The organism is Granulicoccus phenolivorans DSM 17626 = NBRC 107789 = JCM 15570, assembly GCF_000423085.1.
Taxonomy (GTDB): Bacteria; Actinomycetota; Actinomycetes; order Propionibacteriales; family Propionibacteriaceae; genus Granulicoccus; species Granulicoccus phenolivorans.
Window position 1 is genome coordinate 146,576 of sequence record NZ_AUHH01000007.1, and the last position, 15,290, is coordinate 161,865.

13 protein-coding genes are annotated in these 15,290 nt (G+C 70.8%); 7 read left to right on the forward strand and 6 right to left on the reverse strand.

Going from position 1 to position 15,290, the window contains the following annotated elements; translation table 11 throughout:
* Nucleotides 1–48 precede the first annotated feature (48 nt).
* A complete protein-coding gene (locus G531_RS0103125) occupies nucleotides 49–987 on the forward strand; it encodes an AEC family transporter (RefSeq protein ID WP_026926131.1) in 939 nt (312 codons plus the stop codon).
* Nucleotides 988–1,002: 15 nt separating this feature from the next.
* On the opposite strand, the gene G531_RS0103130 is transcribed toward G531_RS0103125, so the two are convergent.
* Nucleotides 1,003–1,698, reverse strand: a complete 696-nt coding sequence (locus tag G531_RS0103130; protein WP_026926132.1) for a TetR/AcrR family transcriptional regulator — start codon at nucleotides 1,696–1,698, stop codon at nucleotides 1,003–1,005.
* Nucleotides 1,699–1,853: 155 nt separating this feature from the next.
* Between G531_RS0103130 and G531_RS0103135 the strand changes: the two genes are divergently transcribed.
* From G531_RS0103135 to G531_RS20105, 6 genes are all read left to right on the forward strand, one after another.
* Nucleotides 1,854–2,783, forward strand: a complete 930-nt coding sequence (locus tag G531_RS0103135; RefSeq protein WP_026926133.1) for an NAD-dependent epimerase/dehydratase family protein — start codon at nucleotides 1,854–1,856, stop codon at nucleotides 2,781–2,783.
* A gap of 131 nt (nucleotides 2,784–2,914) precedes the next feature.
* Nucleotides 2,915–3,604, forward strand: coding sequence for an RNA polymerase sigma factor (locus G531_RS0103140; RefSeq protein ID WP_026926134.1), 690 nt, complete (start codon nucleotides 2,915–2,917; stop codon nucleotides 3,602–3,604).
* Between the two features lie 117 nt (nucleotides 3,605–3,721).
* The gene (locus tag G531_RS0103145) at nucleotides 3,722–4,609 is read left to right on the forward strand and encodes an ABC transporter permease (RefSeq protein WP_245630509.1); all 888 of its coding nucleotides are present in this window, start codon (nucleotides 3,722–3,724) and stop codon (nucleotides 4,607–4,609) included.
* Nucleotides 4,584–5,438, forward strand: coding sequence for an ABC transporter ATP-binding protein (locus G531_RS0103150; protein WP_245630510.1), 855 nt, complete (start codon nucleotides 4,584–4,586; stop codon nucleotides 5,436–5,438). The genes G531_RS0103145 and G531_RS0103150 overlap by 26 nt, the downstream gene beginning before the upstream one ends.
* Before the next feature lie 44 nt (nucleotides 5,439–5,482).
* On the forward strand, nucleotides 5,483–6,337 hold the full coding sequence (locus G531_RS24320) for a DUF4253 domain-containing protein (protein WP_051214978.1): 855 nt from the start codon (nucleotides 5,483–5,485) through the stop codon (nucleotides 6,335–6,337).
* A gap of 7 nt (nucleotides 6,338–6,344) precedes the next feature.
* Nucleotides 6,345–7,694: an MFS transporter gene (locus G531_RS20105; protein ID WP_051214979.1), complete on the forward strand. Its 1,350-nt coding sequence runs from the start codon at nucleotides 6,345–6,347 to the stop codon at nucleotides 7,692–7,694.
* 34 nt (nucleotides 7,695–7,728) lie between these two features.
* Here G531_RS20105 and G531_RS26615 read toward each other — a convergent pair whose 3' ends face one another.
* From G531_RS26615 to G531_RS0103190, 5 genes are read right to left on the reverse strand one after another with little or no spacing between them, the layout of a single operon-like run.
* Nucleotides 7,729–9,894 (reverse strand): heavy metal-binding domain-containing protein, encoded by a 2,166-nt coding sequence (locus G531_RS26615; protein WP_169515870.1) that lies wholly within the window; start codon nucleotides 9,892–9,894, stop codon nucleotides 7,729–7,731.
* 44 nt (nucleotides 9,895–9,938) lie between these two features.
* A complete protein-coding gene (locus tag G531_RS0103175; RefSeq protein ID WP_051214988.1) occupies nucleotides 9,939–11,456 on the reverse strand; it encodes a CCA tRNA nucleotidyltransferase in 1,518 nt (505 codons plus the stop codon).
* Between the two features lie 45 nt (nucleotides 11,457–11,501).
* On the reverse strand, nucleotides 11,502–12,104 hold the full coding sequence (locus G531_RS0103180) for a DciA family protein (RefSeq protein ID WP_081683781.1): 603 nt from the start codon (nucleotides 12,102–12,104) through the stop codon (nucleotides 11,502–11,504).
* A 41-nt stretch (nucleotides 12,105–12,145) separates the two neighbouring features.
* Nucleotides 12,146–13,291, reverse strand: a complete 1,146-nt coding sequence (gene recF, locus G531_RS0103185) for a DNA replication/repair protein RecF (protein ID WP_026926139.1) — start codon at nucleotides 13,289–13,291, stop codon at nucleotides 12,146–12,148.
* 11 nt (nucleotides 13,292–13,302) lie between these two features.
* Nucleotides 13,303–15,123, reverse strand: coding sequence for a hypothetical protein (locus tag G531_RS0103190; protein WP_026926140.1), 1,821 nt, complete (start codon nucleotides 15,121–15,123; stop codon nucleotides 13,303–13,305).
* Nucleotides 15,124–15,290: the final 167 nt, after the last annotated feature.

Sequence of the window (15,290 nt, forward strand, 5' to 3'; positions counted from 1 at the left end):
ACTCGGCAAGACCTGCCCGCACCCGCGGGCCGGGCATAGATTGAGACCGTGCTCCAGGTCCTCAACGCCACCGGTCCGATCTACCTGTTGGTTGCCCTGGGCTTCGTCCTGACCCGGACCGGAGTCTTCCACCGGGCCCAGATCATGGCCTTGGGCCTGTTCATCTCCAAGGTGGCCCTGCCCTGCCTGATCGGCGGCACCCTGGCCCGCAGTGATCCGCGGAAGGTCCTCAATCCCACGTATCTGACCACCTACGGGCTGGCCAGCCTGGCGGCCTTCGGTGCCGGGGTCGCGGTGGCGATGCTGATCTGGAAGCTGAAACTGACCCCGGCCGCCTTCGTGGGGATGGGGGCCGGCGGGTCGAACTCGGCCTTCATGGGGTACCCGATCGCGCTGAGCATCGTCCCGCAAGCGGCCGGACTGTCGCTGGGCATGAACGCGATGATCGAGATGATCATCCTGATCCCGCTGATCCTGTTGCTGGCCGATCTCGGCGCCGCGGGGTCGGGCTGGACGGCGCTGCGCCGGGCCGCCATCGGCCTGTTCAAGAACCCGATCCTGATCGGCGTGTTCCTGGGCCTGATCTGGTCATTCACGCCGTTCGAGCTGCCGGGGGTGCTGAACAGCACCCTGCTGCTGGTCGGGGCCGCGACCAGCCCGGTGGCGCTGATCTACTGCGGCGGGATGCTGGTCGGGCTGAATCCGCGCAAGGAACTGGGCCGGGCCGCGGTCATCTCGGCGATGAAGCTGCTGCTGCACCCGGCGCTGGCGATGGGCGTGCTGTGGCTGCTCACCACGCTGGGGATGCCGGCCCTGGAGCCGCAGATGCGTACGGCCCTGCTGATCACCGCGGCGCTGCCGTGTTTCATGGCCGGACCGATCTACGCCTCCAAACACGGCCTGGCCGAGGGAGCGTCGGCGGCGGTGGCGGTCTCCACGATCATGTCGTTCTTCACCCTGTCGGCGCTGATCGCCTTCCTGCACTAGGCGCCCGGCCCCACCTCAGGCCGGAGCCAGGCCCAGGTCCTGCGCCGTCCGGCGGACCAGGGTCCGGTACACCGGGGCGGGATCGCTGAGGACGCCGACGAAGTGCCCACCCAGTTCCAGATTGATGAAGCCGTGGACCGCCGACCAGGCCGCCATCATCGCGTACGCCGCGCCCCGACCGAGCTCGACACCACCGTCGAACTGCCCCACGGCTGTCACCAACGGGCTCAGCGCAGCGGCGGTCTGCGCGTCCTCCGGGCCGAGCTCGGGCACCGTCGCGGCGACCACCCGCAGCACCGGCGCGACCACCCGGGTGGCCGGTTCCACGGTGTCCTGCGGCGCCGCGTACCCGGGGATGGGGGTGCCGTAGATGAGCGCCCAGTCGTAGGGGCGTGCCAGCGCCCATTCGCGCATCGTCAGCGCCCACGCGGTCCACTGGGCGATGGGCGCCGGGTCCGCCGCCGCCGTCGCCTGCTCGGCCGCCTCGGCCAACTCGGCATAAGACTGCAGGATGAGCCGGGTGATCAGGTCCTCCCGGCTGCTGACATAGCGATAGACCGCCGACGAGGCGAGCCCGAGGTCCCGGGCGACCGCCCGCAGCGACAACTGGGCCGGCCCCACCTCCGCCAGGTGCCGGCGCGCCGCGTCGAGAATCCGCCGCTCCATCTCCCGATGGGCGAGTTCACGGGCGTTCGGGGCGGAGTCCGGCATTGCTCCAGCGTGCCCCAGGCAGTCGCCGGTGTCCACCGGCGTACGGCACTTTTGTGAGCACTGATCAGATTCGAGAGCACCGCTCTTGTCCAGAGCTCCACAGAGTGGCAGACTTAATACTGAGAGCAGTGCTCTCGACAACTCAGGGAGGAATCATGTCCACGCATCTCGTTCTCGGCGCCGGCCCGGTCGGGCGGGCGACCGCCGCCCTGCTGGCCGAGCAGGGCCAGCGGGTTGTCCTGGCCAGCCGCTCCGGCACCGGACCCGACGTGCCCGGCGTCGAGCGCCGGGCCCTCGACGCCACCGACGTCGCAGCCGTGACCGCGGCCGCCGCCGATACCGCGGTCATCTACAACTGCCTCAATCCTGGCGATTACACCCAGTGGGAGGACCACTGGCCGCCGATGCACCGCGCGCTGCTGGCTGCCGCCGAGTCCAGCGGCGCCGTCCTGGCGGTGGCGTCCAATCTGTACATGTACCGGCCCCCGGCAGCCGGCACCGTCCTGACTCCGGAGTCCCCGGAGGGGTCCCCCGACCACAAGGGACAACTGCGCGGGGCGCTCGATGCGGAGATTCTGGCGGCCCACCGGGCGGGGCGGATCCGGGCGGTGATCGTTCGGTCCTCGGACTATGTGGGCGCCGGCATCCGCGAGAACAGCATGGGCACCCGATTGGTGGCCACGGCCCTGGCCGGGAAGCGAGTGACCTTCCTCGGCAAGCCCGATCTGCCGCACTCCTGGACCGACGTCCAGGACGTGGCGGCCACCCTGGTCGCGGCCGCGGCGGACCCGACCGCCCACGGCCGGGTCTGGTTCGCCGCCACCAATCCGCCACGGACCCAGCGCGAACTGCTCAGCGAAGTCCTGGCCAGTGCCGGCAAGCCGTCGGTACCGATGTCGACGATGCCCGACTGGGTGCTGGCGGTGGCCGGTTGGTTCGTGCCGATGCTGCGGGAGGTCCGTGGGGTCGGCTACCAGTTCACCGCACCGTGGGTGATCGACTCCACCGCCACCGAGCGGGAGCTCGGCGTCACCCCGACGCCGTGGGACCAGGTGCTGCAGCGCACGGCCACCGGGAACGGCTGAGCGAAGCGGACGTGCCCGGGCAACCCCCGGACAACACTTGTTTGCTGCGGACAACACCTGCGGTTCTCGGGAAACGTTTCGGACAACACCCGGTCGAGAGGATCGAAGCACCTCGACGACAGGAGCTCCCGATGACCACCCCCGAACAGGCCCAGGACGCCGTCTTCCTCGACCGCAGCAACGCCGAATGGCGCGCCCTGGCCGCGCACGCCGATATCTCCGACTGGTCCGGCTGTCCGGGCCTGGCCGGCGCCACCGGGCTGGATCATGTGCTGATCGCAATCCGGCACAATCCGGACCCGGTGTTGCGCTGGCTGCTGGTGCGCAGCCGGGCCGGCTGCCCCCTGGCCCGCCGGACGCTGTGGCAGACCATGCTGCCCAAGCTGTTCCGGATGGCCCGGGTGGATCCCCGGTCCCGGCTGAGCGAGTACGCCACCGCGCTGTGGCTGCAACTCGACCGGATGAATCCGCACCGGCGCAATCTGGCGGCAAATCTGGCCCTGGACACGCTGAAGGCGGTGCAGCACGAGCGCGGTTCCACCGTCTCCGGCGCGGACCCGACCGATCCGACCGACCTGGGCCAACTGCCCGAGCCGCGGCCGGACGCGCTGAACGCGCGCCGGGTGCTACGTGCCGCCCGGGAGCTCGGTCTGCTGGATGCCGCGACCACCCGAGTGCTCACCAGCGTGTACGCCGACGGGCTGACCGGCACCGAGGCGGCGCAGCGGCATGCCACCAGTCCCACCGCGATCCGGTATCGGTGCTCCCGGGGCGTACGCCACCTGGCCCGGCACGCCGATCGACTACTGGCGGCAGCCTGAGCCGGCCAGTGCTGACCCGGCCCGGTGATGAGCGTCTCCCCGGCCGTTCGGCACCGGCGTGTCGGGCCGACCGTGGCAAACTGACCTGAGCCCGAACAGCCGACCCGGATGGTGCCAGTGACCAGTGATCCCTCCTCCACGAGCGAGGCCGGAGCGACCCCACAGGTGCGCTACTTCCACTACGCGCCCCATCACAACGGCCTGCCGCCGATGGGGACCTACCTCAAGGAACTGTGGCAGCGCCGCGACTTCGCCTACGAGTTGTCCCGGGCCAACATGCGCGCGGACAACTCTGCGACCGTGTTCGGCACCATCTGGCTGGTGCTGAACCCGATCCTGATGGCGGGGGTCTATTTCCTGCTGGTCAACATCCTCACCAGCCGTGGTCGGAGCAATCCGGAGTACTTCGTCCACCTGACCACGAGCCTGTTCGTGTTCACCCTGATCACCACGTGCGCCAATACCGGAACCACTTCGGTCACCACCGCGGGCAAGCTGATTCTGAACACCGCGTTCCCCCGGCTGCTGATCCCGCTGGCAGCGGTGATCACCGCGGTGATGCGGTTCCTGCCGACGCTGGTGGTGACGCTGATCCTGCTGATCGTGACGCCGAGCACCCACTGGAGTCCGACGATGCTGCTGGCGGTGGTGTTCGTGCTGCTGATGGTGCTGTTGGGAACCGGGATCGCGAGTTTCTTCGCAACCTGCCAGGTCTATTTCCGCGACACGGTGAACTTCCTGCCCTACTTCATCCGGATCTGGCTCTACCTGTCCCCGGTGTTGTGGGTGCCCAATGACATCGCCGGGAACGCGCTGCAGCCGATCGCCCAGATCGTGAATCCGGCGTACTCGCTGCTCACCGGCTACACCTCCCTGCTGCTGCACGGGACCATCCCCGGACCGACGGTGTGGCTGACCGCAGCGGTATGGTCGATTGCGGTATTCCTGCTCGGAACCCTGTTCTTCATCTGGAGGGAGCGTGATTTCGCTGTCCGAATCTTCTGAGCCGCGACTGAAGATCCGCGCCCGCAAGGACGGGTACGTCCCCGAACCCGAGCGGACCGATCTGGCCGTCCGGGTACGCGACCTGCACGTCACCTACAAGACCACCTTCGAGAAGCGTCCCACGCTCAAGCAGGCGCTGGTCCGCTTCGGGCGCGGCGTCCGGGCCACCCAGACCGTCGAGGCGCTGAAGGGGGTCTCCTTCGACGTCAAGAACGGGACCACCCTGGGCGTGATCGGGTCCAACGGGGCCGGCAAGTCGACCCTGTTGCGGGTGCTGGCCGGGATCATCCCGCCGAGCGAGGGCAACGTGGAGACCTGGGGACGGGCCTCCACGATGCTGGCCCTCGGGGTCGGGTTCAACGCCGCCCTCACCGGCCGGGAGAACATCCTGCTCGGGGGGCTGGCCGCCGGCCTCACCAAGAAGCAGGTGCTGGACCGGACCCAGCAGATTGCCGACTGGGCCGAGGAGGGTTCCGATCGGTTCATCGACCGGCCGATGCGGACCTACTCCTCGGGACAGAATGCCCGGGTGGGGTTCTCCGTCGGCGTGCACATGGATCCGGACATCCTGATGGTCGATGAGGCGCTGTCCACCGGTGACGCCGGCTTCCGGGAACGGGCCGCCCACAAGCTGGAAGAGTTGCGCGCCCAGGCCCGGGCCATGCTGTTCGTCAGTCATGGCCTGAACTCGGTGCGCGAGTTGTGCAATGACTGTATTTGGCTCGATCATGGCCGTCTGGTCATGCGCGGGCACCCCGACGAAGTGACCGCCGCGTACCTGGAATTTCTGCACGTCAAGGAAACCGGGATGAACGCGGAGGAATACTGAACCGCCCAGCGACCGCTGGGCCCGACTGTGCCAAGGGTGAAACCATGGGAATCAAGAATGCGATCAGCAAGCTGATGCGTACCGAGGATCGGGTCGACGGCGCCAGCGAGGGCGGACTCGATCTCAACGATCTTGGTTTCGACGGACTGAATCAGAACGAGTGGGTGACCCTGCAGGTCGAGGCCACCGGCACGCCGGATCCCGAACCGATGCCGGAGCTGCCCGACGGCCTGGGCATCCCCACCGACGACGACCGGCCGACCGGGTGGATCAGCACCGAGTCCGGCGAGCTGAGCGAGTTGTGGTATCGGGTCGCGCAGGTGTACCCGCAGACCGGAGTCTGGCCGTTGGCGGTACGCGGCGATCTCGAGGCGTGGCTGGGCACCGAGCTGGTCGGCTGGTACCACACCAACGAACTCGGCGCCGAGGAGTTCCTGCGCCGCACCTTCGACACCGCCGCGCAACTGGGTGAGACCGAGGCGTGGCGGACCAGCTGGCTCGGCCTGGCCCGCGCCGAGCGGACCACCGACGCGTCCCGGGTCCGGGTGCAGCCGCTGGACGGGGAGTACCGCCTGCTGCTGGTCCGCACCGGCGTACCCGCCGACGCCCTCGGGGTGATCGGCTGGAACGGGGCGCAGGGCTGGGAATTCCACGGCTCGGAGCTGTCGGAGGTGCTGTACTCCTGGCAGCAGCGCTTCGGTGCGGTCCTGGTCGGGGTGTCCACCGACTCGATCCGGCTCTCGGTGGAGCGCCCGCCGCAGGATGAGAAGACCTGCGATCTGCTGGCCCGCGAGCACTACGCCTTCGCCCCCGACATCCTGAACGACACCAACCGGGACCTGACCGACTACGCCCGCGAGTTGCCGCATCACAAGGAGTGGGAGTTCTGGTGGAACTGAGCCGCGGATGAACCTCGTCCGCAGTGTACGGCACCTGTGGCGACATCCCCTGTTCCGCAAGCTCATTGCGGTTCGGCTCGCCACCCAGACCTCCGACGGCATGCTGCAGGTCGGCATGGCGGCGTACGTGCTGCTGACCCCGAACACCGCCCCCGACGCCTGGGCGGTCGCGGCGGTGCTGGCGATCACCCTGCTGCCGTACTCGGTGGTCGGGCCGTTCGTGTCACTGACCCTGGACCGCTTCGATCGACGCAACGTCGCGGTGTCCACCGATGCCGTACGCGCGGTGATCGCCCTCGGCCTGGGCGCCCTGGTGCTGAACCCCGGCCTGCGGGACCACTGGACCTACGGGCTGTTCTTCGCGCTGGCCCTGGTCGCGATGAGTCTGAACCGGTACCTGCTGGCCGGGTTGCAGGCCGCCGTGCCGCACACGGTGGACTCTGATGAGTATCTGACCGCGTCCTCGATCATGCCGGTGATCGGGCCGGTGGGGGTCCTGATCGGCGGCGGTCTGGCCTTCGCGATCCGGCTGGGGTTGAGCGGGCAGTTGGCCAGCTATCAGGCCGACGCGCTGATCTTCCTCGTGGCCGCGATCGGTTTCGGGATCACCGTGCTGCTGTCGCTGCGGATCCGGGTGGGCGAGCTCGGCCCGGACCTCACCTCGGCGGAGGCCCGCAGCACCAAGGCGGTCGATGTCGCCCGGGGTCTGTGGCACGCCCTCGGCCACCTGGTCGAGCGCAAGCCCGCCGGCCTCAGCATCATCGGGATCGGGCTGCAGAAGATCCTGGTCGGCATGGTGCAGGTGGCCACGATCCTGCTGTTCCGCAACTATTTCCATCCGGTCGCCGATGTGGCCGCCGCCACCGCGGATCTGGCGGTCTGGGCCGGATTCACCGGGGCGGGCTACCTGATCGCGGCCCCGCTCACTCCGCTGATCGCGCATCGGATCGGGGTACGCCGCACCATCGTGGCGGCCCTGCTCGCCGGCGCTCCGTTCATCCTGATCGTGCCGCTGGCGCAGTTCCGGCCCTGGTCGCTGATGCTGAGCGGCCTGCTGATCGGCATGTGCGCCCAGGCCTGCAAGATCTGTGTCGACAACGTCGTCCAGGCCCATGTGGCCGACGATTTCAAGGGGCGGGTGTTCACCATCTACGACATGATCTTCAATGCTGCGATGCCGCTGGCGGCGGTGATCGTCGCGGTGTTGTTCCCCCTGGATGCGCACTCCTACCTGGGGTTCGTCGCAATCGCGGTGGCGTTCGCGCTGATCGGGCTGTGGTTCGGCCTGATCAGTCGACGGATCAGTGCCCGGACCTTCCAGGCCGGGGCGGAGAACGCCCCGGCCGAGGTCGAGTAGGCGCACCCGCTCGGGCCGGGGCTGCCGCGCCGGGTCAGCGGCCCTGCGGCGGCTCCCCGTCGGACTGCTGCGGATTGTTGCCCAGGTCCAGCCAGGACCCCTCCTCGCCGGGACGCTGCTGCTCCGGCCGGGTCGGGCGGGGCTGCTGCTGCTCCGGCTTGTCGGTGCGGTCCCGGCCGCCGAAGGCGCCTTCTACCTCATTGCGTAGATTGCGGAAGAAACCGCGAGCCTGGGTGCCGAAGTCGCCCTGCTCCCCCGGCTGGGCAGGTCCGCCCTGCGGGGGTCGCCCGGCCTGCTGCGGGGGTTGCCCGGCCTGCTGCGGGGGACGCGGCGCCACCTGCGGGGACGGACTGGGCTGCGGACGGCTGCCGGGTTGCCCGCCGGCCGGGTAGGGCTGACCGGGCGAGCCCTGGCCCGGGGTCTGCTGGGGTGGGCGACCGTACTGGGATGCCTTCGGTACCGGCCCCTGCCCGCTGCCCGCTGCCTCGGGTCGCGCGTACGCGCCGGGATCCGGCGCGGGGTACCCCTGCTGCCCGTACGCCGGCGGCGGTGGCGGATTCTCTCCGGAGCGCTGGAACGGTGCCTGCGGCCAGCCACCGGTGAACTCCTGCTCGGGCCGACCGGTCGGGGCCCCGGCGCCCGGGTTCCACGGTTGCGGTTGACCCGGCTGCGGTTGACCCGGTTGCGGCTGGCCCGGTTGCGGCTGGCCCGGTTGCGGCTGACCCGGTTGCGGCTGACCCGGCTGCGGCTGACCCGGTTGCGGCGCGGGGGGCTGCTGGTTCCACGGCTGCGGCGCTGCGGGCACCGGCTGACCCCAGGACCCGCCCTGGCCCGACTCGCGCGGCGCCCAGGGGCCGGTCTGTCCCGGTCCCGGCTGTCCCGGCGCTGGCTGTCCCGGCGCCGGGGTCTGACTCCGGCCCGGGCTGGGTTGCGGCTCGGCGCCCGGCCCGTTCACCGGTGCCCAGGTCGCTTCGGTATCCCGCCCGCCGGAGCGGCTGTCCGCGCGATGCTCGGGTGCCTCCCCCTCGGCGCGGCCGACAGCGGCTGCGCCGGTCGGCTGCCCGGCCCCGGACAGATCGTGTCCCGCGGTGGGCTCCTCCGCACCCGGCTGCGCCCCGGTGCCCCGCTCGGCCGGGCGGTTGTCCGGGATCTGCAGCGGTTGGGTCGGCTCCGCCTGGGTGGGGTCGTAGGCGTACGTCTGCCGGACCGGCTCGGCCGCGCTCGCCCGGGGCTCCTCGCCGACCGCAATCCCGAAGGCATCGGCACCGAAGGCATCGTCGGCGGACTCTTCCTGGTCGACCCCAGCGCCCCGGTACGCCCCACTCTCCCGAGGGGCCTCACTGCCCTGGTAAGCACTGCTCCCCTCGGGCGCCGGGCCGGAGTCGGTGGCACCGGGTCGCGGCTCGGTGGCCCCGGCGCCGGACCCCGGGGTCTCGGCAGCAGTGTCCTCTTCGGTACCCGCCACGTCGCTGCTCGCAGCCTCAGTGCGCGCGCCCCCGGCACTCACGCCCCCGGCGCTGACGGCCTCGGCGCTCCCGGCATCGGAGCCGGCGTACCCCGGACGTTCGTGCGGCGGGACCCAGGCCGGCTGCTCGGCCTGCGCCGACGACACCGCCAGGTCGTCGGAGTCGATCACGCTGACCGGCGCGGCCTCGCCGGCGGCTGCCGAGGAGTCCTGCTGGGTGCCCGCCCCGGGCGCCCGGCCGGGCCGGTCCCCGTCCTCCCACAGGGTCTCATCGATGGTCGCCTGCTGGGTGGCGGCATCCGGCCCCAACGGCATCGTCGGCCAGTTGCCCGGACCGGGTTGATTCTTTTCGGCGTACTCACGCGCCTGCCGACACCGCTCGATCGACTGCGGGGTGGCCCCCGGCTCGCCCTCATCCAGCGGGACCGCGATCACCGCGGTTCCGTAGGCGCACACCTCGGTGAAGGACCCGGCCATCTCGCCGGTGTCGAACTTCATCGCCACGATCGCGTTCCCGCCCCGCTTGGCGCACTCGGCCCACATCCGGTTCATGACCTCATTGCGGGAGTCATAGGCCAGCTTGGTGAACTTCTCCTGCTCACCGCCGCTCATGCTGCGCAGGCTGGCCGACAGGTTCGCCCCGAGGTTCGTGCTGCGTACCGTCATGCCCATTACCTCGCCGAGCACCGCCTCGATCCGGTACCCGGGGATTCCATTGCTGGTCACGATCAACATGCGCCCCAGTATTCCCGCCCGCGGGGCCGCCGGCGGCGCAGGGGTCAGGCGTTTCGGTCGGCCCACCACTGCAGCAGCAGTTCGGTGGCGCGCTCCTCGCCGAGGGGTCCGTGTTCCATCCGCGCATTGAGCAGGAACTGGTACGCCTCCCCGACGGTCCGCGAGGGCCCGATCCCGAGCAGCTCCATCACCTGGTCCCCGTTGAGGTCCGGCCGGATCGCGGCCAGCTCCTCCTGCTCGGCCAGGGTGGCGATGCGTTTCTCGAGGTCGTCGTAGGCCTGGCGCAGCCGGCGCGCCTTGCGCTGATTGCGGGTGGTGCAGTCGGCCCGGGTCAGGATGTGCAGTCGCTCCAGCTGGTCCCCGGCGTCGCGGACATAGCGCCGCACCGCGGAATCGGTCCACTGCCCCTCGCCGTAGCCGTGGAAGCGCAGGTGCAGTTCCACCAGCCGGGCGATGTGCTTGATCTCCTCGGCCGAGAAGCGCAGTTCCCGCAGCCGCTTTTTCACCAGCTTCGCGCCGACCACGTCGTGTTGATGGAAGGAGACCTTGCCGCCCTCCTCGAACCGCCGGGTCGCCGGTTTGCCGATGTCGTGCAGCAGCGCGGCCAGGCGGCCGACCAGATCGGGGGCATGCCCGCGTCGCCGCTCCAGTTCGATCGACTGCTCGAGCACGGTCAGCGAGTGATCGTAGACATCCTTGTGCCGGTGGTGCTCGTCGACCTCCAGGCGCAGCGCCGGCAGTTCGGGCAGCACGTGGTCGGCGATTCCGGTCTCCACCAGCAGGTTCAGTCCCGGCCGGGGCCGATCGGTGAGCACCAGCTTGGACAGCTCGTCGCGGACCCGCTCGGCGGAGATGATCTCGATCCGCGGGGCCATCGCCAGCATCGCCGCGACCACCTCGGGGTGCGGGGCGAACCGGAGCCCGGGGCCGCTCAGCTGCGAGGTGAACCGGGCCGCCCGCATCATCCGCAACGGATCGTCGGAGAAGGACTGCTCGGGGGTGCCCGGCGTACGCAGGATCCCCGCGGACAGGTCGGCCAGGCCGTGATGGGGGTCGACGAATTCGCGATCCGGCAGCCGGATCGCCATCGCATTGACGGTGAAGTCGCGCCGGACCAGGTCCCCCTCGATCGTGTCGCCGAAGGCCACCTCCGGTTTGCGCGAGTCGCTGCGGTAGACGTCGGAGCGGAAGGTGGTGATCTCGATCAGCCAGTACGCCCAGTCGGCCGCGGAATCGCCCGGATCCCCCACCGGTCCCGGTTCGGCCGCCGACCCCGGCCAGGACAGCGGGACCCGGGCCCCGATGGTGCCGTACTCCTTGCCGATGTCCCACACCGCGGCCCCAGGTACGCCCCGGGTGAACTGCCGCAGCAACGCCTCGATATCGTCCGGGCGCGCCGAGGTGGTGAAATCCAGGTCGTGGCCCAGTTCGCCGCGCAGGGCGTCGCGGACCGAACCACCGACCAGGTACAACTCGAAGCCGGCGGCGACGAACAGGTCACCGAGCCGATCGACCACCGGGGCGATCCGCAACAGCTCGGTGACCGCGTTGCGCTGGGCCAGGCTGAGGGCGTCATTCGCTTCGGGCACAATCAGCCATCCTATCGCTCAGCCGTAGGTGTCGCGTGGTCCACGTCCGGGGACCGAGCGACGCCCATGCTTCCAGCTCGGCGCATCCGGGCCCTTCACCACCACCCGAGTGACCGCCCCGTCCCCCAGTTCCGCGTTCAGCAGCGCCACCAGTTGCGGCGCGAACAGCCGCAGCTGGGTCGCCCAGGTGGTCGATTCGGCGCGCACGGTGAGCACCTCGCCGTCGTAGGACTCCGGGCTGGAGTGATCGGCATTCACCTGCCCGACCAGCTTGGGCCAGTTCGCCAGCAGCATGTGGACGTTGACCTGGGTGAGCCAGCCCTTGGCCGCCATCACCGAGTCGAGGGCACTGCCGAGCAGTTGCGGGTCTCGGTCGTTGGTGTAGGTGTGCTCCACGCCGCCGGTGCGTTTCGGCTTGCGGCGCCGCCGGCGTACGCCCTGACTGGCCGCGCCGGCCTGCGCCGCGATCGCCCGGGCCAGGTCGACCCCGGTCGGATCGTGCCGCCGGGCGGCCTGCTGCGCGGCGGTCTCGGCCCCCTCGCGGTCCAGGGACCAGCCCTGATCCGCATCCTCGCCGAACTCCGGATCGGTCGGCTCGGGCAGCCCGTCGTCGGTTCCCATGCGCGCACCTCCCGTCCGAGCCCTGCCTGTGCGTGCCCATCCTATGCGGGCTCCTGCCGGCTCACCCCGTCCGTTCGGCTGACCCGGTAGCGGACCCCGACCAGGGAGGCCGGCACGTCCTCCCCGACGGCGGCGGTGACCAGGACCTGTTCGGCACCGTGCACCCGTTCGGCCAGCCGCTGCCGCCGGGTCGCGTCGAGCTCGGCGAACACGTCGTCGAGGACCAGCACCGGTTCGATCCCGTCAGCCTGCAGCAGGGCGAAGGCCCCCAGCTTGAGCGCCAGCGCGTAGGACCAGGACTCCCCGTGCGAGGCATATCCCTTGGCGGGCAGCGCGCCGAGCTCGAAGGCGATGTCATCGCGGTGCGGGCCGATCAGGGTGAGGCCGCGGGCCAGTTCGTCGGTGCGCTGGGCGGCGAGCGCTGCGAGCAGGGCCTGTTCCAGGGCGGCGTCGCTGTGCTCGGCCGGCAGTTCCACGGTGGTCCGGTACTGCGCGGTGGCCTCATTATTGGTCGGCGCGATCTCGGCGTACGCCGTGGCGGCCAGCGGCATCAGATCGGCCAGGGTATCCAGCCGGGCAGCCAGGAGTTCGGCGCCGAAGCGGGCCAGTTGGCCGTCCCAGACCTCCAGGGTGGAAGCGGCGTACGGATCGGGGCGACGCGTACCCTTGCCGGCCAGGTCCTTGAGCAGACTGTTGCGCTGTTTCAGGGTCTTGTCGTAGTCGGCCTTCACCCCGGCCATCCGCGGCCAGCGGGTGACCACCAGGCCGTCCAGGAAGGCGCGTCGCTGGGCCGGATCCCCCTTGATGATCGCCAGGTCCTCCGGGGAGAACAGCACCGTCCGCAGGATCCCGAGCAGTTCCCGGGGACGGCTCAGCGGGGACCTGTTCAGTCGGGCCCGGTTCGCCCGGCCCGGGTTGATCTCGACCTCCAGCTGCAACGCGCGGGGGTCGTCCAGCCCGGCCCGGACCTGGGCGCGGACGATCGCGCGCTCCGCGCCGGCGCGGACCAGCGGAACCTCCGAGGACACCCGGTGCGAGCCGAGCACCGACAGGTATTCGATCGCCTCCACCAGGTTGGTCTTGCCCTGCCCGTTCGCCCCGACGAACAGCGTCACCCCGGCGGTCAGCGGCAGGTCGACCGACTCGTAGGAGCGGTAGTCGGCCAGCGTCAGATGGTCCACGTACATCTAGCGGTGCCTCACGCAGGGGCACCGGTCCGGATGTGATCCACCGTCCGGCTCACCGCCAGGATCGCGCCGCGGTGGGCCCGCGGTTCGACGACTTCGCAGCCGATCAGGTCCAGGGCCTGGCGGCGATCGGCGCTGGCGAGCGCCCAGTCGCTCAGGTCGCTCACCCCCAGGGCCAGTTCGAGCCGGCTGCCCAGGTCCCCCGACTGCTCCCACTCGCTGCGGATCCCGTTGCCGGCCAGGAATCGTTCCTCGGCCGCGCGCTCGAGGGCCTGCCGCAGCAGGGCCGCGAGCTCCTCCGACTTCACCCCCGGATCCAGCGCGGGGTCGTCGGTCACCGCCCAGGCGCGATCGATCGCGCGCTGGGCCGGGTCGGTCCACGGCTGCGGGAGCACCCGCCGGTGTTCGTCGGCGGCGACCAGCAGCAGTTGCGCCCGGGCGTCGCGCCGGCGTACCGCCGCGGCCAGGTCGTCGCCGGAGGTGAGCACGATCACCTGCTCACGCTGGGCCAGCTGCAGCAACCGCGACAGCATCTGGGAGATCTCGGCCTTCGCCGGGCCCGCCCCGGGGATCGGCGGCGGCAGCTCGAGCACCAGGAAGCCGGGGGCCTCGACCACGGCCCGGGCGATCACCAGGTCGATCATCAGCACCGCGGCGTTGCGCACCGAGAAGCGCTGCAGGGAGTCCAGCAGTTCGCCGGCCCGGCACAGCAGTTGCCGCAGCCGCAGGCCACGCCGGCCGGCCCGGTAAGCACTCGCCCAGTACTCGACCTGGGTCCAGACCTCCTCCACGGCCAGGGTGTCCTCGGCCTCGTCCTGCCACAGCCAGGTCGCCTCGGCCAGGGCGGGCTGGGTACGCAGGTGGGCGGCCAACTCGGCCGGGTCGTCGCTGACCATCGTCCACTCGTGCCAGGCAGCCAGCGCGGCGGACTGGCGCTGCAGCCGGACCGTGCGCTGGGCCAGCAGCGCCGGCGGCGCCCCGATGTACGCCCAGGCCTCAGCCACCAGGCGGTGGGTCGGCGCGGTCTCCAGCAGGTCCGCGAGCCGGCCGGCCTCGTGGGCGTCGGGCACCCGCAGCCGCAGGATCGCCTGGAGCATTTCGACACGCTCGTAGTGGTCGGCGACCAGATCGGTCATCGTGCCGAAATCGACGGTGTGCTCGTAGTCGCCGGGCAGCAGGCTCGCGGCGGCCGCACCCTTGTCGCCCAGGCCGAGCAGGGCCGAGCGGACCTCCTCGCGGAGGTCCTGTTCGGTGGCCAGCACCCGGTCGATCTGCTCGATCCGGGTGGTCAGGAGGTCGCCCGGTACCGCCTCGGGGACGCCGGCGACGTCGATCTCGGGTGCGGTGACCACCACCCGCCGGTCCGGACGCAGCCAGGCCGGGCGCTCGCCCCGCTCCCCCGCGGTCGGGAGGCCGGGCGCGTGGATCGTGCGGCGCGGCTCGGGATTGTCCGGGTCGGGCCAGTCGGTGCGGATCTCCACCCGTCCGGTGCTTGCGGCCAGATCCAGCACCACCTGCGCGGTCGACTGCTCGCCGGCGTACGCCGCCCCGGTCAGGCCGCTCTCGATCAGTTGGGTGAGCCGGTCGCGCAGGGTCGGATCCGGGACGGTCAGCACCGTCAGGCCGGGGTGCGCGTCGAGTTCCAGGTTGCACCGCGGCCCGAACCCGGCGATATTTCGCAGGTCGATCCGACGCAGCCGGACCGCGGGCCCGGCGACGGTCGGGACGCCGACCGCGGACAGCACCGCGTCCAGCGCCTCGGGCCCGCGCAGGGCAGCCAACGCAATCCGCGCGGCCTGCTGATCAACGGTCGGCTGAGCGGGTGGCTGCATGGCTCAGGACTCCCTCTGCGGGTCGTGCTTCGGCGGGGCGCACGCCGAATTCGGGACTGTACGGACCATCTTGCCCCGTCCGGATCGTCGAGCGCACGCTACCACCCGCTGTGGAGATATCCGGGACTCTTGACCGTGTCCTAGACGAGCCAATACTGCGGTAGCGG

Excerpts from the sequence above, each read along its gene's own strand:
- G531_RS0103180 (WP_081683781.1), bottom strand. The coding sequence starts at position 12,104 with ATGGGAACCGACGACGGGCTGCCCGAGCCGACCGATCCGGAGTTCGGC.
- G531_RS26615 (WP_169515870.1), bottom strand. The coding sequence starts at position 9,894 with ATGTTGATCGTGACCAGCAATGGAATCCCCGGGTACCGGATCGAGGCG.
- G531_RS24320 (WP_051214978.1), top strand. The coding sequence starts at position 5,483 with ATGGGAATCAAGAATGCGATCAGCAAGCTGATGCGTACCGAGGATCGG.
- recF (WP_026926139.1), bottom strand. The coding sequence starts at position 13,291 with ATGTACGTGGACCATCTGACGCTGGCCGACTACCGCTCCTACGAGTCG.
- G531_RS0103130 (WP_026926132.1), bottom strand. The coding sequence starts at position 1,698 with ATGCCGGACTCCGCCCCGAACGCCCGTGAACTCGCCCATCGGGAGATG.
- G531_RS20105 (WP_051214979.1), top strand. The coding sequence starts at position 6,345 with ATGAACCTCGTCCGCAGTGTACGGCACCTGTGGCGACATCCCCTGTTC.
- G531_RS0103135 (WP_026926133.1), top strand. The coding sequence starts at position 1,854 with ATGTCCACGCATCTCGTTCTCGGCGCCGGCCCGGTCGGGCGGGCGACC.
- G531_RS0103140 (WP_026926134.1), top strand. The coding sequence starts at position 2,915 with ATGACCACCCCCGAACAGGCCCAGGACGCCGTCTTCCTCGACCGCAGC.
- G531_RS0103190 (WP_026926140.1), bottom strand. The coding sequence starts at position 15,123 with ATGCAGCCACCCGCTCAGCCGACCGTTGATCAGCAGGCCGCGCGGATT.